The following is a 22959-nucleotide window of genomic DNA, read 5'->3' on the forward strand; positions in this document are numbered from 1 at the left end:
TCGATCTTCTTCTCATATTAATATCGTCGTGAGAATGGATCTGTCAAATGTTTGTCCTGCTCCTCCGCTTTAAAAACCATGAGAGAAATTAATACTGATAATAGAGCTATCCTATACCTACTGTAAAACAAGTTGGCATCATTAGCCTTTCCATTGTTTTTGCAAATAAGTTGGTATTAAACCATACACAAACATAAGACCTGCAATAGCCATCAGAATAGTCATAAAAATATTTCCAATTACCATAAATAAGACTGTAAAGCCGACTACCTGCCAAAACATCAGTTGTTTCATCCACTTTTGAAACGATTCTTTTCTCACCTTTTCTGAAATCGGGTATAGATCTAACCAGACAATCGTGACATGATGTTTCCACATCGGAGCTATTTGCAACAATGTCATATATAAAAATAACATCGCAAAAATCCATTTTACCCAAGGATTAGGCACATAATAAATCAACAATGCTCCGATAATAAATAAACGCAAGTAAACACCTAAATACTCACCGCTTCTAACAGTGGTTAATCGATATAGATACGTATAACTGCTTGATTGTTTAAAAGGAATCCACGCAGTTAACCATTGTGCAAGCAAATGGCGTTTTTTAACTTGTGTTTCAATATGAGGAACTTCTGTAAACATATTCGCTAATCGATAAAATGAGCGCATACGTAAATAATCTCTCTCGATTAGCAAATCCCAATTTAAAGCTTTTTGTTTCCTTGCAATCCTATAGTTATAACTAAACAATGCTGCCAATAGAATGGTCACCATTACAGTAAATAACATGTCTTGCTTTAAATAGAACAAAATAATGGCTGTAATCAAAGCAAATCGTACTATTTGATCGGTCAAACGTGTTTTAGGGTCACGTTCTCTTAACATCCACCAATTAGCTATAAGACTCCACGCTTTTATAATAAGCAAAATAACTAATAAGAAACCATACGAAAAAGGTTGCCGATTTGGAAATACCGTAAAGAAAAATGGTGCAATAGCTGCCATTACTATAAAGAACAAGTATATTTGTGTGACGTAACTATAGACAAGCGTTCTGACGAAATAACTGATAAGTTGTGTTTCCGCTGGAATCAGAAAAACCACATCAGCACGTTTAAGCAACGTCTGAATAGGATTGTACGTTGTGACTGCGCCTAAAGCAATAGCGATTATCCACACTGAAGGAAAATCGGAAGGGATCGCTTCTAACCATTGTTGATAGTAAACAGACAAAGCAGAAACAATAAAAACCATCGCAATAACCAAATGACCTGTGAAAATATATCGTAAGTAACGACTAAGCTCTTTCGAATGTGCCGCCAGTCGTTCGTAAAATAATTTTTTTGGATCAAGCATAGGAATCGGCTTCCTTTGTTAATTGAATATATAAATCATCAAGGGTCGCTTTAGGACGATTAAAAGCCTCTCTTAACTCTTCCAAGGTTCCTTTTGCACGAATAACTCCATCATGTAAAATAACAAAACGATCACAGTATCGTTCCGCTGTTGCTAAAATATGGGTGGACATCAGTACACCTGCCCCTTGGTCTTTCATTTCTGTCATCAACTGTAAATAAGATTGAATACCAAGCGGATCTAACCCCACAAAAGGCTCGTCTACTATATATAAAGAAGGCTCCACTAAAAATGCACACATGATCATTACTTTTTGTCGCATTCCTTTAGAAAAATGTATTGGAAACCATTTTAATTTGTTTTCTAAACGAAACTCCTTCAATAAAGGAGTGATCCTATTTTGATAAGTTTCCTCTGATAGTTGATAAGCCATTGCTGTCAACCTAAGGTGCTCCTCTAACGTTAATTCATCATAAAGCACAGGCATTTCAGGTATGTATGAGAATTGCTGTCGGTACAATTCAGAACCTTCCTGAAATGTCTTTCCATTTATCTCGACTCTTCCCTTTTTTGCTTGCATTAATCCGATCACATGCTTTATAGTCGTACTTTTCCCTGCACCATTCAAACCAATTAATCCTACGATTTCTTTTGGAAAAACATCGAAAGAAATACCGTGAAGAACATTTTTATGTGTATAACCACCTTCTAATGTATCAATATGCAATAACGGATCCATTTACAAACTTCCCTTCTAAAGCTCTACATGCTAAAATATTACCATTTTATTAGCATTATGCCAAAAATTTAAAGAATAAGCACTTATATTTGGTCCATACTATATGGTGAAGAAGGAAATAGCACAATCGTATAAGTCCAATCATCCTTTCCGATTTCTATATCAGGCTTAAATGTGAGGACAATAAATCTTATAAAAAGCTGAATCTAAATATGGTTCAAATCTTTATAAGGACAAGTGCTACTCCTTCTTTAAAGGCAGGATACTGTTACTTTGTTAACAGTATACCTGCTATTTTTAAAATCCTTTATGAATAGCTAATGTCTGTATATTGCGCTTCTTTTAAATTCTTTATACAATAGACATAACATATGAAGAAAAGGAGCGATTTCATTGACGACACATGAGGATTGTATATTCTGTAAAATTATATGCGGTGATATTCCGTCTGCAAAAGTGTATGAAGACGATCAAGTGTATGCATTTTTAGACATTAGCCAAGTAACGAAAGGTCATACACTTATTATACCGAAAACACATACTAAGAATATTTACGAAACCAATGAAGAAATAGCCTCCGAATTATTTAGTCGTGTTCCAAAAGTAGCAAATGCAATTAAACAGGCATTTACGCCGCAAGGATTGAATATACTAAATAATAATGAGGAATATGCGGGTCAATCTGTCTTTCATATACATATTCATTTAATCCCGCGTTATGATCAAAATGACGGATTTGGCGCCAAATGGATGACAAACGAAAATAAATATACGGCGCAAGACTTAAATGATATCGCCAAAAAAATTGAAGAAAAAATATAAATGAAAATTAGGTTTGATTTACCTAAAAAAAGAGAATGTTATAATATAGAAGGGAGTGTTCGGGATGATCAATACAAAGTCATTGTTTCTAGGAATGTTAGCTGGTAGCGTTGTAAGTGCTGCTGCTACCCTTTTAAGTGCTCCAAAATCCGGAAGTGAGTTAAGATCAGACATTAAACATCAAAGTGATGAAGCGATACATTCTATTAATAAGCTTCGTTCAGAAGGCATGGATTTAAAAGAGCAAATTACTAAAACATCCAAAGAAGGTGCTGCATTAATTAAAGACTTATCTGCTGATGTAAAAGAATCCATCGAATCATGGAAAAAAACGGTAGAACCACATCAAAAAAATATCCAAAAATATCTAACTCAAATTGAAGAAAGCTTAAAAGAATTAGAAGAAAAAACACAAAATCCATCAAATGAATCGTAAAGAAAAACTTGACTTATCGCCAAGTACTGGCGAAAGCCTAAGCTTTTCTTATACTTTTAAAAATTTTAGCTACATCGAATAGGCATTCTGCTAAAATTTTTAATTTTCATAACGTGAAAATAGAAAGGCGACCATGATTTAAAAATGGTCGCCTTTTTGATATTTATAATGTAACAAGAGCAATTCATTTACCATTTCGATGTAGCGCTCTTCTTTTATTAGTGCTTGCATCGTTTTTTCTGGATCTAATTTTGGGGAAAGCTGCCCAACAAAATGTATCAGTAACTTTTCATAATTCATGAATCCCTCTTCCTGATATTCCAGAAATCGATCATAAAGCTCAGCTAGTATGTTCATTAACTCATTATATTCTTGTTCTGTGATATCTTGTTGAAATAGCAAATGGATAAAGGGGTATTGATCCATATCACATATGGAAGTCAACAATTGAATATGAAATTTCTGCTTTTTGACTTCCTTTTCCAATCCCATTGCCTTACCTCCGACTTTCGTTATCACGGTGAACAATTGTCCGTAAGTCCTCCACTTCAAGAGCTAGAATAAGTACAGAAGGATAAGTGATGGATAACGGACGCTAGCACCCTGATAAGTTTCGCTAACTATCAGTGGGGGATACCTCCACTGATAGAAGTCCCTCTTTGTATATTTATACCGTTACAAAGCAGCAGATGTCAATTTTGAAAAATGTAAACGGCTTTTAAAAATTTTTTTTGCAATATCTATTGCATTTTTACATAAAACATACTATAGTCATGAAGTGCCAACAAAAGCAAACAGATTGCTCCACTTTCCTTCTATGATGAATTAGAGGGAATAAAGAGCAATAAATGGATGGACACTAGTAAAGAAAATTATAATCTTAAAAATGATCACGAGTAAGGGGTGAGCTAATGAATTGCTGGGATTCTATTAATGTAATGAAGCAACTCGGCTTTTACCGTAGTATCATACTTTCATTATTATTTGGTTTGCTTTCGTTTATTTTATTATATTTGCCTGCAAGCCTTATACACGGTGATAGTGTAGTGCGAGATCATGGCGTAATCCCTTTAGCAATTGGGTTAGCTTTACTACCACTCATACACAAAGCCCTACACATTTTACCGTTAAAATGTTTTTATAAACATTTAAAAATTGAATGGTTTATTCAAAGAAGAATTTTTCCTGATTTTAAAGTTTGTGAAAATACGAAAACAAGTAAACCAGTATTGCTAGCAGCGTTAATAGCGCCTACTATTTTTATAACCATTCCTTGTATTACAGGTGGCTATATGTTAGAAGGTTATTATCCTTACTTCTTACTATTCGCCTCTGTCAATTTAAGTTTGTCATACATTGACTTTATATATGTTCGCCACCTAATGCGAGCACCAAAAAAATGTGTTATTTCAAATGACGGACAAGGATATGATATATTAATTCAAAGATAACCAACACTTATACCGTGTTGGTTTTTTATATCGTCTATTTTCGAAAATCCATTTATTATCAAAGATCTACTGTTCAAAAGTGTATTTTTTTGTTAAAGTAATGACAAGAGTACAAGGAGGTAAGTATGATGCTTTACGTGTTTGTCTTATTTGCAGTCATTACACTATTTATTTTTAATTCCTTAACATACAAGCTATGTTTACAAACAGAAATGTCCCAAGAGAAACAACCTAATGTTTTTAGAACCATCAACATTTTAATTACCATTTTGCTTATCTCTTCTTACATTGAAGTCATATATACATGATGAAAATGTGGAAAAAGAGTAAAATGTTTTGTTTAAACTGTCTTTTTAAAGCTAATGTATGTTATATTATTTTCGTACCATTAATTAGCAGTAAATGAATTAGGAGTGTATGAATGATGAAAAAACTAGCCATTTCAGTAACACTTGCAGCAAGCGTCTTCACATTAGCCGCTTGTTCACAAGATGACTCAGAAACAGTCGTAGAAACCGCTTCAGGAGATATTACGAAAGAAGAATTTTACCAAGAATTAAAAGCAGCTAACGGAGAAAGTGTCCTGCAACAAATGGTTTTACAAACCATTTTAGAGGATAAATATGAAGTCACTGATGATGAAGTGGATCAAGAGATTGAATCCTATAAAGAACAATATGGAGAGCAATGGGATCAGGTACTAGCTCAAAGCGGTTATGGGAACGAAGATGATTTGAAAGAAGATTTACGCATGAATCTATTGCAAGAAAAAGCAATGCTTGAAAACGTGGAAGTAACGGACGAAGAAATTCAAACACGTTATGATAGAATGCAAACAGATTTAGAAGCTAGTCATATTCTAGTAGACAGTGAAGATACGGCAAATGAAGTACTAGATAAAATTAATAATGGTGAAGACTTTGCAGCATTAGCGGAAGAATATTCTAAAGACACGCAAAGTGCACAGAATGGCGGCAGTCTAAATCAGTTTAGTGCAGGAACAATGGTTCCAGGATTTGAAGATGCTGCTTACAACTTAGAAATCGATGAGATTAGTGAACCTGTTGAAACAGAGCATGGGTTCCATATTATTAAAGTAACAGATCGCATTGAAGTAGAAGATGTGGAACCACTAGAAGACATTAAAGATCAAGTAAAAAGAGAAATTGCACAATCTAAATTTGATCAATCAACAGCACAAACAAAAATGCAAGATCTCATTGATAATGCAAACGTAGATATTAAGATAGAAGAATATCAAGACCTTTTCGAACAACCAACAACAGAAGCTTCAGCTGAGTAAATGGTCGACCCTATCTCCAATAGAGAGATAGGGTTTTTCACTTTTGACTCTTTTTCATATTTCTTAGTTAATTTATTACACAGTTGAACCAAACTGCGTAATAGTACGGGGTGAGTGTATAAACACCGCTACAGAAATATACTTCGCTTTCCGCGGGCACGGCTTCAACTTCCTCGGCAGAACCCCGCTGCCTCCGGGATTTTCAGCTCGTGCTTTTCCCGCAGGAGTCTACGTATATTTCTTCCGCTAATGTGTAGTAAGAATGATGATTTTTCTCATTTAAAACGAACACCAATACAAGCTGTGGAAAAATGCGAGACTCTTATGGGAAAGGAACAGTCTGAAGACCCCTCGGGCGAGCTTTTTGCTCGTGAGGAGGTTGAAGCGTTCCCCACGGCAAAGAAGACACTGTGAAAGCGAGTATTTTTCCACAGCGACGATTAAGCACTCATCTTTAAACGAGTGGGAGGAAAATATTTATTAGTTAATGCACAGTTTATAGATATTGTGTAAGGAGTTTATTTTAAAAAGCAGCAACTATTTATAGAACTACCTTCATTTATTATATTTTTTCAAGATCGGAGTGAGTATATATGGAACAGGGACACTATTTTTATGACCTTATCCCCATTCAGTATCAAATATCAGAAAGTGAAAAGGAGGAAATCCTAAGACAATTTCCCCCTCCTGACTTACCCGAAGAAATTTCATCCTTTAACCTATCTCTTTGCCAAAAAGGAGAAAAGGTACAAACAAGGGTATTATTAAATGATTTCGAAATAAGACAGACCAAAACAAAAAAATCCTTCCTGAAAATAGCTTTTAGTAATCAATCTGGCCATATCCCCGCAAAAATGTGGGACAATAACGGTGAAGTCGACATGATCCATCCATTACTAGAGGAAAAAGGTGTATTTGATATTCAAGGTCATGTAGATGAATTCAATGGGTTTAAAAGTGTTACGGTAACCAATGTTACACCTTGTGATATTGCCATTAATCCTTTTACTTTACTAGCTTATACGAAACAAGATTTACAGTCCTTGACTGTCGAACTATTTGCTTATATAAAAGAGTTAAAAGAGCCGTATCAAACGATTGCAAGGAACGCAATGGAAAAACTTTGGAATGCTTTTCGAATGAGCCCTGCTGCCAAAGGCTTTCACCACAATTATTTAGGCGGATTGTTAAAACATACAATTGGATTAATGCGCTTTTGCCGTTATATTATCGTCTTAGAAGAAAATCCTTTTCGTGCAGTCATGAAACTTATACATAAAGTAGAAACACAATACAAACAAGAAATATGGGAAGCATTAAAGCAAGATGAAGGAAAACCTTCATATGTCTGGAAAGATACAATTGATCATTTATATCATATGTTACAGGGTATGAGTGAACATAAATTTGATACTGTGTCTTATGATGCTATCATGACTAGCATTTTGTTTCATGACATTGGAAAACTAATCGAATATGATTATGCTGGCAGAGATTTAGATATATTTCATTACTTATATCCTACGGCACATTTTGAAAATGCCAATCGAAAACAGGCTGGAATTACCATGGATCCTTTAGGTGTCATGGTTGGGCATATTCCGTATGGGGTTATGTTATTAAATAAAATCATAGAAGACCACCATATAGAGGTAAGTATGGAAAACATTCATTTAATGTCACACTGTATACTATGCCATCATGGGCTTCCAGAATGGGGTAGCGCGGTTCGAAAGCCATTAACGATTGAGGGTTATATCATTCATATCGTTGATTACCTAGACAGCCGCTATGAAAACACAGAAGAAGATCACCTAAAATAACATATAAAATAATGGGGCAAAACCAGCTTGGCCCTTCATAACTATCCTGACATGCATACCTTCGTATTAGAACCATACTGCGCAATAGTAAAATGTAAATGGAGTACGCCTATATCTCCCTGATTTTTGGTTACTGCTATTATGACGCTCCGACAACATACTTCGCTTTCCGTGGGCTCGCCTTCAGCTAACTTGGTAAAGAAAAACCCTTTACCAAGTGGATCTTCAGCTCTCGCTGTCCCACAGGAGTCTCCGTATGTTGTCTACGCTAGTGAGTGGTACGATTTATGATTTGTTTCATTTTTTCATAGGTTTGATGATATTCTCTCACTCAAAACGAGCACCAACCTAAGCTGCGGAAAAATACGAGACTCCTGTGGGAAAGGAACAGTCTGAAGACCCCGCAGGAAGCGTTCTTTGCTTCCGAGAAGGCTGAAGCGTTCCCCACGGAAAGCGAGTGTTTTCCCGCAGCGTCGATTAAGCACTCATTGAAGACGAGTAGGATGAGTTATTGCGTAGTATATGGATATGGCGAAAGCCTTAGTTTTACTTATACTTTGATCTTAAAAATTATTACTACGCCGAGTAACTTCCCTGCTAAAATTTTATACTTTCCTAACGTGCAAAAAAGAAGCTGCCTTAAATGGTCAGCTCACGGTATGTGTGAATGCAACTTTTAAGACAGCCCCTTATGAAGATAGGTGCAGAGATTCGGAGTTTGTCCGAACGGTGGAAAAATATAAAATTTGATGCTTATTACTAAGCTCCTCTAATAGATCAAACATCTCTTTTTTCCGAACAGAGTCAAAATGCACAAATCCATCATCTATTATAAATGGTAAAGACATTGGCCCAGCAATAACTTGACTCACCGCTAACCTTAAGGCAATATACAACTGATCTTTCGTGCCTTGTGACAATTCTTCGATAGTATAGCGTAATCCAGTGTAATCCTCTACTTCTAGCCAATTCTCTTCTTTTAAAGGAATAAGTCTGACATACTGGTTCGATGTCAGTTTGCTAAAAAAAATACTAGCTTGGTCAATTACCTTTGGCATGGTCGTTTGATAAAATTCTTGTTTGGCTTGCTCTAGTTTCTTTCGTGCCACTTGATCAACAGCCCACTTTTTTGCCAGCTGCTGTAAAGCTTCTTGCTTTATAGCATATTGATGCTTCCATTTTGATACATCTTCTTTATTTTCTAACATGCTTAATGCAGACTTTTCATCACTTAGTTGTTGCCTTAAAGATTGAAGATAAGCATTTTTTCGTTTTATATCCTTTTGCAACCGCTCCATTTTTTGTTTTAAAGTGATTTCATTCTCATAATCACCATTTTTCACCTTTTCTATTTCCTGTAATTCCATCCATATTAATAAACTATCACGTAATTGCCATGCTTTTTGATTCAAGGATTGTACCTTATCTATTCTTTCTCCTTTTTCGAGAAAAGCTTCTTCCTCATTGACTTGAGCTAAATCGAAAATAGTTCCAATTTCATCAAGATACGGCTTTTGTTTGTCTAAACAATCGTTTAATTGATCGTTTATCGTTTGCAATCGCTCCTCTAAATGCATGATAGATAGCTTTCGTTGCCTCTCCTGCGATAGTTTTTCATTGATACTATTTAAATTAGCATCAACTTGATCACCTAACATACGAAAGCATAGCTCTTGCTTCTTATTGATGCTGGACTGATAATCGCTAATATCATGATCTATTTTTCGCAGTTTATGGACTTTTTCTTTTAAACTTGTTAACTGTTGATAAAGCTTTGACCAATAAGGTAGATCGATTTGAGCAAGAAATGGAAATTGTTCGACTTGATCTTGTATTTTCTGCTCTAATTGTTGCCCTCTTTGCTTCATAAAAGTAGCTCGTTCCTCTAACTTCAGCTGTTCGATCGAACTTTTTTTCCATTCTTCCGTTATCATTTCTATTTGTCGCTGAATGTGGTGTTGCTTCTCTATTACATTTCTTCGCTTTTCAATATCTTCCTCAGATAACGAATAATTCATGTGTTCACTTGGTTTCAACCATTTTTCTGTTTGACTTTGATACGTATGTATTGCGATACGTTGAAGCCATGACAAGATAAATAAGACAATACTAATGCTCATAAAGCTTAACGAGAACCATGTTATAATGGAAAGAGCAATACCTATCCATAACGTCCAGTCGGAGTACCTGCTAAGCTCTTTCTGATTACATTTCCATTGATGATAACGTTGTTCTTGTTGCTGGGCATTTGTCCTACTCACCCATTTATCAAGGTCATCTTTATACTGATTTAATTGAAGCGGATCTATCTGCTCTTGTTCCCATTCTGCCTTTTCTTTTTGTAAGTAGTCTTGCTTTTCCTTTAATGCTGCTAAATCATGCTGAACATATTGTTTTTCTATGTCTAGTTGTTCTTTTTGTTTTGCTAGATCTGACCATAATTCCTCCAAATGAAATGGAAAACTTGAATGTTGTAGTGATTGCCATTCAAGTGGAATTTGCATCACATCTAGTTTATGTTCGATATCATTTTGTAAAGACTGACGTTTCTGCTTCCAATCCCTGCATTCGTTCTCTTTCTCTTCAATTTCTTCCAAAAGCATCTTTGCTTCGTACAAATGTTGATAAGTAGTTTCTGAAAGAAGGTGCTGTCTTTTTTCGCGTATTTCGGATTCAATTTCCTTTTTATTTTTGTTTAAAAGATTTGCTTCACTTTTTAACGGAAGAAGCAGCTCTTTTAATTGCTGATAACGTTCTAATCCATTAGTAGGAAAAGTCTCTCTGCTATCTAAACGCTTGATATGTTGGCAGATTAAGTAGTATTCTTCCAATAACCTATAATTGGAAAGTTTTTTTTCAATATGTTGAACTTGCGTTTGCAGCTGTTCTACATGCTCTTCTGTTTGATAAATATCGATTTCTAGATTCTGTACATTTTTCCATCTTTGATGATAAGTAGCTTCTTCTTGTTTTGAAGCTGATAGCTGTTGTTTTAAATACTTCATTTCCTCAAACAATTGATTAATTTCCGGCTTTTTCCCAAATGGTTTAAAAAGATCTCCAGTTCTCTTTTCCAGTTCCTTTTCTGCTTGATAGATTCGATCTGAACCAGTCATGCCAACCGACAATAATACATCGTTTAATGCTTTTCTATCCAATTGTTGAATTTTTTGTAAATCCAGTGAATCAAATGTGTAAATGGCTTCAAAATCATCACGAGTTATCCTTTTAAATTGGTCATTCAACCATTGTTCATCAGCTATATCTCCATTCACAAAATAAACCATTGCTTTTCCTTTGTTACGTTTCTCTATACGCTCAATGGTCACCACGTCATCTGCTAAACCAGATACCATGACTCTTCCACCAATTTCAGCACCTTTTTTCGGTAAATAATTCTGTAATTGTTTCGGTGTTTGACCAAACAAGACATATAAGATAAATTGCCGTAAAGTCGATTTCCCAGACTCATTGTGACCCGTGATTTCAACAAAATTAGATGACGAAAAAGTGAAATGTTTGTTCTGCCATTTTCCGAATCCAAAGATATAAACTTCCCTAATATGCATCGTTAATCCCTCCCTTCTAATAACGCTTTATAAATCGATTCTTCTGCTTCTTGTAATATTTCCTTTTTTTCTTGCTCATCTAGTTTTTCCAACCATTTGCGGCCATCTTTATGATGCCACAATGGAGAGATTAAGTCAGAGAAGTCCTTTACTTCTTGAAAGGATTGGTGAATTTGATTTAAAAAACTCTCTCCCTCTTGCCATGGATCATTAGGAAATGACTGTTCTATTTTTACTTTCATGATGTATACCCAAGAAAAAGAATCTTCTATTTTGTCATGTATTATATCAATAAGATCCGTGATCCAGCCTTCCTCTATCCAATTTCGCACTTTATCTGATATATTTATTAAATGTAATTCGACAAAGACACGTCCAAACATTTTCTGCCAGTCTAATACGATTTGATCTAACTTTTCACTTGCTTGTGTCATATTAGTCCAACTAGATACATCTACTGATAACTTCTCAAAACGAATTTCCTGTAATGGTACAAAAGTTAAATCACAATCGTTTTCCGATAATGTCACCACATAACATCCTTTTTCACCCGTTTCTTTAATAGATCTTCCCTGTAAATTCCCTGGATAAACAACAGGTGGATCTTGTGAGAGGATGTTTCTTTTATGTATGTGCCCCAATGCCCAATAATCGAATCCCGCCTGCTTTAATTCTTGAAGTTGAAACGGTGCATATGGAGCATGCTCCTCTGACATCATCTGACTCATACTGCCATGCAACATCCCAATGGAAAAACAAGCATCCCGCGTGTTTTGAAATTGACTAATTTTATTTTCATAAACAGCTCTATTTATATAACTAAAACCGTGAATCGTTGCTATGGTTTGATTATTTTTGTTAAAAGGAAAGGATTCTACTTGTTCCTTTTCAAAAACAAAAACATTATCTGGAAAATGCCGAGGAAATGTTTGACTATTTATGGGATCATGATTTCCAAAGGAGAGATAAACTAAAATATCATGTTCCGCTAACTTTTGACAAGCACGAACAAATGTCATATATGCTTGGAGACTTTGTTCTTCTTGATCAAAAATATCTCCTGCCATTAAGACAAAGTCAACATGCTCATCAATTGCTTTCTCCACTAATTTATTAAACGATTTAAATGTACTGTTACGAACTTGTTCAAAAATCTGTACAGGTAAATCACTTAACCCTTTAAAAGGACTATCTAAATGTAAATCCGCACAATGAATAAATTTCACCTGATTCACTCTATCCTCTCCTTTACTCTATTCATTGTAGCAAAGCTGAAATAAGAATGCACGTTCGATTGTTTTAGTAAGTTAAAATATGTTAAGAGCATTTATATATTTATATAAAGGAGGGCTATCATGACAAAAAAGGAATGGATGTATGTTAGCATCATTGGCGCTCTTATTATGACGAATCTCGTCATGTATTCTAAGTTAGCAAATGTAGAGCGTACGTTAGAAAATATGCAGTTTGAAGTACAAAACACCAACCACTCTGTCCAAAATATATCAACTCAAGTCCATCAACAAATGAATGAAATGTTGCAGGAACAGTTATGGATCCCCAAAAAAGATTACCAAGTGATGGATGCAAATATAGAAGAAAATACTATTACTGTAAACTTTGAATGGACATTACGCGAGCTGAACGAAGATGCTGTGGTATCTCTATTATATCGTGAAGAAGGAGAAGAAAATTGGCAAGAAATACAGATGGAAAATGAAAGGGATTTAAATTACCATTTGTCTCAAACCTTTTCACTAGATAAAAATTATCAAACTCAAATACTCGCATCATCAGAAAACCATAAGAGAAGTGAAGACTTATTTTCATTAGATTTCAAAAAGCAAATGGAGCATCACATGATGATAGATGCCTTTTTGAATGTTCGTAATGAAGATGTGGTGCTTAATGTTCATATTCATAATCCAACCGATCATAAGTTTCTAAATGTGGAGAGGGAGAAGCTTTCCATACAAAAAGCATCCGCATTTCTTTATCATGAAGATGACATGATCCGTGAGATAGATCTAATGGAAAACAATCAACATGCAAAACCAGACCCTAATGCGGAAAACATTACGTATCACGAATCCATCACAATAGACGAGAAGTATTCTATGAGGGAACTCGAAGTACGTGTCTTAGTAGAGGATGGATTAGGTATGGAACATGAAAAAATAACAGATACCTTTCATTAAATAAAGGAGAGTCAACAATATGCCTGTAAAAGATATCGGATTACAATACGATAAAATAGCGGAGCAATTCGAAGATAAAAGATCGCCAACCATAGGTTTATGTTATGTCAATCAGCTTCTTTCCTATATTAAATCAAAAGAAGCGACGCCGGATGTAAAGATTTTAGATATTGGGTGCGGTACTGGATTGCCCCTCACCAAGCATATCGCAAGTCGATACAAGAGAGTTACCGGAATAGATATTTCCGAACAAATGCTGCATACAGCAAAAAATCATGTTCCTGATGCCACTTTTGTAACCGCAGACATGACTACATATACCTCACAAGAAAAATATCATGCGATACTAGCTTGGGACTCCCTGTTTCACGTATCTATTTCCAGACAAGAGGACACACTTCGGCACATCATTTCATTACTTCACAAAGATGGAGTATTTTTATTTACTACAGGCGGGAAACATGGGCAACTTACTGATTACATGTTTGGCCAATTATTTCCTTACTATTCTTTATCACAGGAACAATATATGGAGATATTAACAGAAGAAAAATGCGATATCCTGATCAATGAATGTGATGATCCTTCCAGTCATGGCCACCGTGTTTTTTGTTGCAGAAAAAGGATAACCAATACATGAGAAAGTGCGCATGCTAGAATGTTGATTCCACATGCGCACTATTGAAGCAAATTTTTTTATTCCTTTTTTGATAACTGTAATGCTTTTTTAAAATCCTTTAATGAGCTTGATTTGCCATACATCAGCACACCACCTCGATAAACTCGAGCCCCGATTAACGCAAACAAAATAATCGTGGCGATTAGGATAAAGATACTTAATCCAATTTCCCAAAAGGCAATATCTAACATGCTTGCTCTTAAGAACATCGTCATTGGTGAGAAAAATGGAATAAAGGAAGAGATAGTAACTAATGGTGAATTTGGCATACCTAGACCAAACATGGCAATCATAAATGCTGCGACAATTAATAAAATATTTGGCATTAACATTTGTTGTACATCCTCTGTTCGACTAACAAGAGAACCTAGCATTGCCGCAAGAGTCGCGTATAAAAAATATCCGAGCAAGAAAAAGATAATCGCATAATTAAACGTTGCTAAATTTACATTTGAAAAGCCAAATGCGTCAAAGAACCCTCCGACCAATTCTTCTTGTTTTTGCATAATCATGATATATCCAGTAATTAAGAAAAAGCCCATTTGCAACAAGCCAACACAGCCAATTCCTAAAATCTTGGCAAACATTTGACTAACAGGGGAAGAACTTGAAATTAAAATCTCCATCACACGTGAAGTCTTTTCATTCGCAATATCCATCGCAATCATATTTCCATAGGATATAACAGCAAAATAAAGTAAAAATAAGATCACATAAACCAGACCACGAGCTATATTTAGTTCTTCTTCTGTTTTAACAGAAGAATTCCCCTCACCATCAGCAATAATTTCTGTTTCGAAGATGAGCGGCTCATAAATTGAAGCAATCACTTCTGGATCAATACCTGCTTGGTTCGTTGCCATTTCTACTTTAATCTGCTCTAATTCATTTTGTAAACGCGTTTCCACACGTTGATTTGTATAATCCACCGCATGATAGGAAGCTTTAGGAAGTTGATCATCTGTTTGATTGATTTCTAAAACACCCACCATTTCTTCCTGTGTAACAGCTTCCTTCGCCTCTTCCAACGAACCATTATAATCTGTAATCTCAATATCTGTTCCACCTAATCTCTCATCTAATAAGGTAACAATTTCTGATTGATTTGACACGACCCCTACTCGATCCATTTCATCTTGATCAAACAGACTAATGATAGATTGTATGTTAGCCATCAGAATGATGAAGGCTAAAAATAATGCCGTTGTAATAATAAACGATTTTGTTTTGATTTTAGAAATAAACGTATGAAAGAAAACAATCCAAAACTTATTCATAGGATTCACCAGCCTTTTCAATGAAAATATCATTAAGACTTGGTTCATCTAACTCAAATTTCCTTACAAATCCCATACCCTGTATTTGCTGTAAAATATCTTGAGAAGTTTCTTTCCTTTCGATTTGACATTCCACCCCATCTGCAAAACGTTTTGTCTTTAATACACCAGGGTGGTCTTCTAAAAAGGATAAATCAAAATCTGCTTGTATCACTAAGTTTTTCTTTCCAAAAGATCGCTTGATTTCTCGTAAATTACCGTGTAGAACTGGTTTACCATGTTGCATCATACAGAGATGTTCGCATAATTCTTCTACATGTTCCATTCGATGAGAAGCAAACACAATGGATGTACCAGCTTCCTTCAAATCTAAGACTGCTTTCTTTAACAATTCTACATTGACAGGGTCTAATCCAGAGAAAGGTTCGTCTAAAATGAGAAGTTTCGGTTTATGTATAACAGCTGAAATAAACTGTATTTTTTGCTGATTCCCTTTTGATAACTCCTCTATTTTTTTATCTAAATATTGAGGAACCTTCAATTTGTCCAGCCAATGTTTTAGTTCATGTAATGCATCTTTCTTCGACATTCCTTTTAGCTTTCCTAAATAAGTTAATTGATCTTGTACTTTTAATTTTGGGTATAAACCTCTTTCTTCAGGTAAATAACCAATTTCATCGCTTTTTTGATAGTCTATCCTTTCACCGTTCCAAGTAATGGTACCAGATGTTTGATCTAATAAATTTAAAATCATACGAAATGTTGTCGTCTTCCCAGCACCGTTCGCTCCTAAAAAGCCAAATATATGATTCTCCGGAATTTCTAACGATAGATCTTCGACAGCTGTAAACGAACCAAATTTTTTCATCACACGATCTAAAATTAATGACATTTCTATCCCCCTCTTTTTCCTCATCTATACATACGTTTTAAAAAGGAAAAAGTTTCAATTAAAAAAATATCCTGTTTACTAAATGGCAAATGATCATGAGTACTCTTCTATCAACCTTCCAAAAACTTCCCATTACAGCTTAATTATTCTTTGTTGTTTTATTACACAGTAGAACCAAACTACGCAATAGTACTGGGGATGAGTGTATAAACACCGCTCCAGAAATATACTTCGCTTTCCGGGGGCACGGCTTCAGCTTCCTCGGCAGCAAGCTGCCTGCGGGATCTTCAGCTCGCGCTGTTCCCCCAGGAGTCTACGTATATTTCTTCCGCTTGTGAGTAGTAAGAATATGTTTTATTCTCACATAAAACGATTACTAATCCAAGCTGCGGAAAAATACGAGACTCCTGTGGGAAAGGAACAGTCTGAAGACCCCTCAGGCGAACGGTTTTGGTGAGTGAGGAGGCTGAAGCGTTCCCCACGGCAAAGAAGACACTGCGAAAGCGACCAAAGGGAGCTTGAGTAGATGTCGCACTTGTGCCCTAGGGTGAAAGCGAGTGTTTTCCACAGCGTCGATTAAGCACTCATCGTGAACAGAGTGAGAGGGAAACTGTTCAAAGTTACTGCGTATTATATGGATATGGTGCAATAAGGTTTATTTTAAATAGCAATAGTCTTAGAAACATCCTCATTAAAAAACCACGAAGACTTAAATTTCTCCGTGGTTTTCATCAATACTTTTCTTATTGCTCTTGTTGTCCTGGCACGCCGTAAAGTTCTTCAAGTGGTTTTGTAATAATACGACTTATATCATTTACTAACACATTAACACGTTGTTCTTGTTCCATCAATTTAGAGATATCCTCATGTTGTTGAACTAGTTCCACCACTTTTTTTGCATTTTCTACTTCTTCTTCCGTAATTTCAGCACCTTGCATTTGTTTTTGTTGTAATTCCATCTGTGTATTACGGAAATTTTCAAACATTTGCTTAGCAGATGAATCCTCCATCACCTTATCATAAGCTGCTTTCAAGTCTTTAAATTCATCACTCGCTTGAATTGCTTTCTCTAGCTCATGTGCGCTATCGTATACATTTGACATAAAAGATAAGCCTCCTAATTCTGTTTTCTCATCGGTTGTGATTTTTGCACATGGATATGAACATCATATTCGATCGTTCGCCAATATGCTCCATCCACTATAACAGAAATGCTATACATTATCCAAGTCCTACGAAAAGAAATCCTTGAATCAATCCAATAACACCACCAAGAAATGCCCCTAAATAAGTGATCCACTTCAATTCCTTTTTGGAAATGGAGAGCATCATTTGTTCAATTCTTTCAATGGGAAAGGAAGCAACCTGTTCTTCCACCATACGATTCATTTCTAATTGTTTCAAAATTTGTGGTAATTGTTGATGTAATTTATCAAACAAAGAATCTACTAAAAATGGTAAAACTTGTTTATGTATCGTCTTGGAAAATGGTTGTAAAATACTTTGAATATCCTTATTCATCCATTGATCTATCGGAATACTTGTTCTAGCTAGATGATGTATTTTAGTTTTTACGGTTGCACTTTCCAAAATATAAGAAAAATGAGCAAGATCTTTTCCTTCCCATTCACTCCATTCCTGTTGAATCAAGCGTTGAAATGTTTGATACCCATCATCTGATTTTATATAATGGATAAGAAGATGTTGTATTTTTTCAGCAAGATCTTCACTGCTAAACATCGATAATATCATATTCCCAAAAAAACCTTTTGATTCAGCATAATTCAGTATAATACGCTCCATTTGATATTTGGTTTGTGATGAAGTTAAAACACTTAATGCTTTCTGATGAGCATAAGATATGACCCCATCCACAAGTTGCTCCTTTTCTTCTTGAGAAATAGTTGACAGAATTTTTTTTAGTTTAGTATGTCGATTCTTTTTTATAAATGCCTCATATTGTTGTACAGCCATATCTCCAAATTGATTTAATATTTTTTCTTTGTTGACAGGCAACCGAAATCTATCCATGAGTTCCTGAACCGTTATCGACTTAGATAGAAACTTTTCCCACTCTATTTGTAATTGCGTTTGTACTTGCTTTTTTAATTTAGGCTCTTCCAACTTATTTTGTATACTATCCATGGTAACTAAATGATCGGAAACAAGCCTTCCTAATTGCTTTGCTAAAGTCGCTCGACGTTTTGGTATTACACCAGGGGTAAATGGAATTTTCCACTTACCTATATATTTTTGTTTATATGGACGAAATAACATTTTTATCGCAAGAGAGTTTGTTAAACCGCCGATAAAGCTGCCAATGATGATCATTGCCATAATAGTCCAAATTATTCCCACAACTTTTGCCACCTTTCCATAACGTATAACCTAAATAAGACATGCATATAATGAATTATCTTGTATAAAGGAAGGTTTTTATGATGCATACACTACGTATACGTGAATATTTTAATCCAAAAAGCAGAGTCATTGTACCACAAAAGCTTTATACTTCCTTTCAACATATTAACCAAGTACAAAACGGACCGTATCATGCATATTGTGATTGCCTTAGTCATGATCGACATCCAGATGTTGTTTATATTTCTTCTGCGTTAATGGAGCAAATTCGTTTGCAAGGCCGTTCCCATTGTCAGCTCCAAGTCATAGAAGACACATGTATCTTCGCCTATCAGCTTGGCGTTTTTATTGCTAGTATTAATCACACGAACCTGAGCTCAGCAAGGCATTTCTCTTTATATGAAGAAATGTCTCGCATTGGACAAACATTTGGTTTTGACACGATATTTTTTGGCTATCAGCATGTAGATTTAACCTCTAACAAAATAGAGGGATATCACTTTTTGGATAACCAATGGAAAAGGACGACAACCAATATCCCGCCAGTCATTTATAACCGAATACCCAATCGAAAGATGGAATCTCATCCTAAAATAAAAATAGTGAAACAAGTACTGAACACAACCTCTATTATATTTAACCCTGACTTTTTTAACAAATGGCAAATGTACGAATACTTAATGAAAGAAGAGAAATGCCGATATCTATTGCCATACACCATTTTTCAACCTTCGTTAAATACAATAGAGGAAATGATGGAACAGAACGCTGTTTACTTAAAGCCCATTCATGGAAGTAAAGGGAATGGCATTTGCCTGATCGAAAAAATAGACGACCAAATAGCCATCACAAATTATAAATCTCACACAGCATTAAAACAGTATTATCGAGATATCGATTCTTTTCAAGCAGAATATTTCCCTAAAGGATTTCAACATTACGTCTTGCAAGAAGCCATTCCTTTAATGAAACATCAAGGAAATGCGATAGACTTTCGTATTCATACAAATAAAGATGAACAAAGTAATTGGCAGGTTACCCTTATATTTGGAAAGCAAACGTCTAACAAAAGCTTTACCACTCATATTACAAAAGGGGGCTCTGTCTTACTATTGTCACAACTATTTTCTGCAAAGGAACAAAAACAAATCGAGCAAAAATTAATAGAAACAGCGATTAATTTAAGTAAAATAGTTGATCGCTCTATCCATGGGACCATTGGTGAATTAGGATTCGATATTGGAATAGACGAAGAGAAAAAACTATGGTTATTTGAAATTAATGCAAAACCAGGATGGATGGTTTTTGATCATCCGCAGTTGTCTCATTTATCTCGGGATGTTTTTTCCTCTTTATATCAATATGCCTTCTTTTTGCAAAACAATACGGAATGATCTATTTCTAAAACGGACAAACTACGGAAAAAAGGAGGGATTATTGATGGCTAAACCATCTTCTAAAAATCAAAACGATCCGAGAAATTCACATGAACTAGATGTCGATCGAATGATAAATGAGGGAATGGCTGGTGGTACCACCTATTCTCAACACGGACGTATGCAAATCGAGCAAGCGAGAAAACTCCCTAAACAAAACGAAAAATTCCCAGCTGAAACAGAGGGTGAATAAAAACAAGGGATGAGGACAATTTGTATATAAATTAATATGCAGCTACTGGGATATATCTGATTTCAATGAATATATTCCTGTTGCATCTACAGGGAGCTGATTTTTAAAATGCTCCCTTTTTTTCAACCTTAACTAGCTGATTTCTTTATAAAACATCCCCAATCTTTGTTATAATAGAAGTAAAGTATGTAATGAAAGAGGATTAATACATGTATACGCAATTAGAAGAATTGTTTACCACTATCAAAAAAACTAGCCCTAATGAAACATTAGATACAACGACATTTAAATGGTTTGTCACAAATGACAGTGAGATTATTGGCATTCCAAAAAATGAATTATCTAAACGTGAAGAAGAGTTACTCGGTATATTACTTACTCCATATAAAGCCAATCAACCACCAACAACCAGTCTAGAAAAACTATGGATGGATGTATTATTCCATCAAGAAATACCGAAATCTTTAATGGAAAAAGATTTAAGAACTTACCACTTTGTTTACTTCTCTTTATCAGATGAAGAGATCGACCCTGAATCTTTTCGAGAAGCCATACATGGCTTATTTCCCGAAAAAACACCCATTCTATGGGAAAACAATCATGAAGGGGTCATTATTCGAGAAAATCATCATGCAAATGAAGAAAAGCTCACTTATAACGAAATTATCGAAGTGTTAACAACCGATTTTTATATGGACACTCATTTATTTGTCGGTCCTACTCTATATGATATCAAACAAGCTTCTCGTTACTATCAATGGATTAAAAAATGTTATGCCCTAACGAAAAAGCGTAACTATGCTGTCATTCACTACATAGAAGCAATTCCATATCTATTATTGCATGATATCACAGATGCAGAACAAAAAATGATCGTTGAACCTATATTACATCATGTACAAGGTGATGAAGAATTATTAAAAACTATACAAGTCTTTTTAGAATCTAATTCCAATACAACATTAGCAGCGAAAAAAATGTATATGCATCGCAACAGCTTACAATACCGGGTAGATAAATTTATTGAAAAAACGGGTATTGACGTCAAAAAGTTTGATGGTTCCATAGCTGTTTACCTATGCTTACTCATGCGTTCTAAGTGGTGAAAATCCTTTTATATCAAGGGTTTTTACTTTCTATATTTATTTATGTATGCGATTTCTGTAACCGTGCACAAACTCGTCCTCATTTTTTGTGCATGATAGCTATTTACGCTTATACGAATAACTAGTAAACTAATACCCATAGATGAAACGCTTTCAAATAAATCTAGGAGGGAATACAAAATGGCAGAATTATCTCTAAGAAACATTGATAAAATTTATAACAAAGGTGAAGAAAAAGCGGTTGATAATTTCAACCTTGAAATCGGTGACAAGGAATTTATCGTTTTCGTTGGTCCATCTGGTTGCGGTAAGTCAACAACCCTACGTATGATCGCAGGTCTTGAAGAAATCTCTGGTGGAGAATTTTATATTGATGATAAATTAATGAACGAAGTAGCACCAAAAGATCGTGACATTGCGATGGTTTTCCAGAACTACGCACTATACCCTCACATGAATGTTTATGACAACATGGCATTTGGTTTGAAATTACGTAAATTTAAAAAAGACGAAATTGAACGTCGAGTAAAAGAAGCAGCTCGTATTCTTGGTCTTGAAGCATACTTAGATCGTAAACCGAAAGCCCTTTCCGGTGGTCAGCGTCAGCGTGTTGCATTAGGACGTGCCATTGTACGTGATGCAAAAGTGTTCTTGATGGATGAGCCTTTATCAAACTTGGATGCAAAGTTACGTGTACAGATGCGTGCAGAAATTCAAAAACTTCACCACCGTCTGCAGACAACAACCATCTACGTTACACACGACCAAACAGAAGCGATGACTATGGCAACACGTCTTGTTGTATTAAAAGATGGTATTATCCAACAAGTAGGTGCACCAAAAGAAGTATATGATAAACCAAATAATATCTTTGTTGGTGGTTTTATCGGATCTCCAGCAATGAACTTCTTTAACGGTACACTAGAAGAAGGAAAAATTGCTTTAGGTGATACAAAAGTAGAAGTACCTGAAGGTAAAATGAAAATCCTTCGCGAACAAGGCTATGTAGGTAAGGAAGTAGTACTTGGTGTTCGTCCTGAAGATATTCATGATGAGCCTGTATTCCTTGATGCTAACCCTGGTAAGAAAATTAAAGCTACCATCGATGTATCTGAATTAATGGGTTCTGAATCTTATCTATATTCAGAAGTAAATGGACAAGAATTCGTTGCACGTGTAGATTCTCGTACAGATATCCACGGCGGCGAAAAAATTGATTTAGCGTTTGATATGCACAAGTGTCACTTCTTTGACGTAGATTCAGAAAAACGTATTCAATAATAATTAACAGAAAGGAGCTATGCCTGAGGCATAG

The 22959-nt window shown here is 35.2% G+C and carries 21 protein-coding genes; 12 read left to right on the top strand and 9 right to left on the bottom strand.

What is annotated here, in order from left to right:
- Window positions 1-141: 141 nt before the first annotated feature.
- Window positions 142-1359 (bottom strand): ABC transporter permease, encoded by a 1218-nt coding sequence (locus tag GHD00_RS05445; protein WP_163537132.1) that lies wholly within the window; start codon window positions 1357-1359, stop codon window positions 142-144.
- Entirely contained in the window at window positions 1352-2098 is a 747-nt protein-coding gene (locus GHD00_RS05450) for an ABC transporter ATP-binding protein (protein WP_163537133.1), read from the bottom strand. The genes GHD00_RS05445 and GHD00_RS05450 overlap by 8 nt, the downstream gene beginning before the upstream one ends.
- A 393-nt stretch (window positions 2099-2491) precedes the next feature.
- Here GHD00_RS05450 and GHD00_RS05455 point away from each other — a divergent pair, with 393 nt between their 5' ends.
- The gene (locus GHD00_RS05455) at window positions 2492-2920 is read left to right on the top strand and encodes an HIT family protein (protein WP_163537134.1); all 429 of its coding nucleotides are present in this window, start codon (window positions 2492-2494) and stop codon (window positions 2918-2920) included.
- 64 nt (window positions 2921-2984) lie between these two features.
- Complete coding sequence (locus tag GHD00_RS05460; RefSeq protein WP_163537135.1) at window positions 2985-3356, top strand: YtxH domain-containing protein; 372 nt, start codon at window positions 2985-2987, stop codon at window positions 3354-3356.
- 138 nt (window positions 3357-3494) lie between these two features.
- On the opposite strand, the gene GHD00_RS05465 is transcribed toward GHD00_RS05460, so the two are convergent.
- Window positions 3495-3848 carry a DUF1878 family protein gene (locus GHD00_RS05465; RefSeq protein WP_163537136.1) on the bottom strand — a complete coding sequence of 118 codons (354 nt, stop codon included), beginning with the start codon at window positions 3846-3848 and terminating at the stop codon, window positions 3495-3497.
- 419 nt (window positions 3849-4267) lie between these two features.
- Between GHD00_RS05465 and GHD00_RS05470 the strand changes: the two genes are divergently transcribed.
- From GHD00_RS05470 to GHD00_RS05485, 4 genes are all read left to right on the top strand, one after another.
- Window positions 4268-4807, top strand: a complete 540-nt coding sequence (locus tag GHD00_RS05470) for a DUF3267 domain-containing protein (protein ID WP_163537137.1) — start codon at window positions 4268-4270, stop codon at window positions 4805-4807.
- A 128-nt stretch (window positions 4808-4935) separates the two neighbouring features.
- A complete protein-coding gene (locus GHD00_RS05475; RefSeq protein ID WP_163537138.1) occupies window positions 4936-5115 on the top strand; it encodes a hypothetical protein in 180 nt (59 codons plus the stop codon).
- A gap of 113 nt (window positions 5116-5228) precedes the next feature.
- Window positions 5229-6110 carry a peptidylprolyl isomerase gene (locus GHD00_RS05480; protein WP_346427615.1) on the top strand — a complete coding sequence of 294 codons (882 nt, stop codon included), beginning with the start codon at window positions 5229-5231 and terminating at the stop codon, window positions 6108-6110.
- Between the two features lie 593 nt (window positions 6111-6703).
- Window positions 6704-7933 carry a hydrolase gene (locus GHD00_RS05485; protein ID WP_163537139.1) on the top strand — a complete coding sequence of 410 codons (1230 nt, stop codon included), beginning with the start codon at window positions 6704-6706 and terminating at the stop codon, window positions 7931-7933.
- A 689-nt stretch (window positions 7934-8622) separates the two neighbouring features.
- On the opposite strand, the gene GHD00_RS05490 is transcribed toward GHD00_RS05485, so the two are convergent.
- Together GHD00_RS05490 and GHD00_RS05495 are read right to left on the bottom strand one after the other, a co-directional pair.
- The gene (locus tag GHD00_RS05490) at window positions 8623-11502 is read right to left on the bottom strand and encodes an ATP-binding protein (RefSeq protein WP_163537140.1); all 2880 of its coding nucleotides are present in this window, start codon (window positions 11500-11502) and stop codon (window positions 8623-8625) included.
- A 2-nt stretch (window positions 11503-11504) separates the two neighbouring features.
- On the bottom strand, window positions 11505-12737 hold the full coding sequence (locus GHD00_RS05495) for a metallophosphoesterase family protein (protein WP_163537141.1): 1233 nt from the start codon (window positions 12735-12737) through the stop codon (window positions 11505-11507).
- 120 nt (window positions 12738-12857) lie between these two features.
- On the opposite strand from GHD00_RS05495, the gene GHD00_RS05500 reads away from it, so the two are divergent.
- Together GHD00_RS05500 and GHD00_RS05505 are read left to right on the top strand one after the other, a co-directional pair.
- A complete protein-coding gene (locus GHD00_RS05500; protein ID WP_163537142.1) occupies window positions 12858-13700 on the top strand; it encodes a hypothetical protein in 843 nt (280 codons plus the stop codon).
- A 19-nt stretch (window positions 13701-13719) separates the two neighbouring features.
- Window positions 13720-14340 (top strand): class I SAM-dependent methyltransferase, encoded by a 621-nt coding sequence (locus GHD00_RS05505; protein ID WP_163537143.1) that lies wholly within the window; start codon window positions 13720-13722, stop codon window positions 14338-14340.
- A gap of 56 nt (window positions 14341-14396) precedes the next feature.
- Here GHD00_RS05505 and GHD00_RS05510 read toward each other — a convergent pair whose 3' ends face one another.
- The 4 genes from GHD00_RS05510 to GHD00_RS05525 all read right to left on the bottom strand — a co-directional run bounded on the left by GHD00_RS05510 (window position 14397) and on the right by GHD00_RS05525 (window position 18906).
- On the bottom strand, window positions 14397-15656 hold the full coding sequence (locus tag GHD00_RS05510) for an ABC transporter permease (protein WP_163537144.1): 1260 nt from the start codon (window positions 15654-15656) through the stop codon (window positions 14397-14399).
- Window positions 15649-16548: an ABC transporter ATP-binding protein gene (locus GHD00_RS05515; RefSeq protein ID WP_163537145.1), complete on the bottom strand. Its 900-nt coding sequence runs from the start codon at window positions 16546-16548 to the stop codon at window positions 15649-15651. Before GHD00_RS05515 ends, GHD00_RS05510 begins: the two co-directional genes overlap by 8 nt.
- Window positions 16549-17291: 743 nt before the next feature.
- The gene (locus GHD00_RS05520) at window positions 17292-17651 is read right to left on the bottom strand and encodes a YlbF/YmcA family competence regulator (protein WP_163537146.1); all 360 of its coding nucleotides are present in this window, start codon (window positions 17649-17651) and stop codon (window positions 17292-17294) included.
- Between the two features lie 118 nt (window positions 17652-17769).
- Window positions 17770-18906 (bottom strand): DUF445 domain-containing protein, encoded by a 1137-nt coding sequence (locus GHD00_RS05525; protein ID WP_163537147.1) that lies wholly within the window; start codon window positions 18904-18906, stop codon window positions 17770-17772.
- A gap of 83 nt (window positions 18907-18989) precedes the next feature.
- On the opposite strand from GHD00_RS05525, the gene GHD00_RS05530 reads away from it, so the two are divergent.
- From GHD00_RS05530 to GHD00_RS05545, 4 genes are all read left to right on the top strand, one after another.
- Complete coding sequence (locus tag GHD00_RS05530; RefSeq protein ID WP_163537148.1) at window positions 18990-20303, top strand: YheC/YheD family endospore coat-associated protein; 1314 nt, start codon at window positions 18990-18992, stop codon at window positions 20301-20303.
- A 46-nt stretch (window positions 20304-20349) separates the two neighbouring features.
- Complete coding sequence (locus GHD00_RS05535; RefSeq protein ID WP_163537149.1) at window positions 20350-20538, top strand: hypothetical protein; 189 nt, start codon at window positions 20350-20352, stop codon at window positions 20536-20538.
- A gap of 209 nt (window positions 20539-20747) precedes the next feature.
- A complete protein-coding gene (locus GHD00_RS05540; RefSeq protein ID WP_163537150.1) occupies window positions 20748-21644 on the top strand; it encodes a PucR family transcriptional regulator in 897 nt (298 codons plus the stop codon).
- 180 nt (window positions 21645-21824) lie between these two features.
- Window positions 21825-22925: an ABC transporter ATP-binding protein gene (locus GHD00_RS05545; protein ID WP_163537151.1), complete on the top strand. Its 1101-nt coding sequence runs from the start codon at window positions 21825-21827 to the stop codon at window positions 22923-22925.
- The last annotated feature ends 34 nt before the right edge of the window (window positions 22926-22959 follow it).

The sequence above is a fragment of the Gracilibacillus sp. YIM 98692 genome, assembly GCF_010993965.1.
In the GTDB taxonomy this organism is placed as follows: Bacteria; Bacillota; Bacilli; order Bacillales; family Amphibacillaceae; genus Gracilibacillus.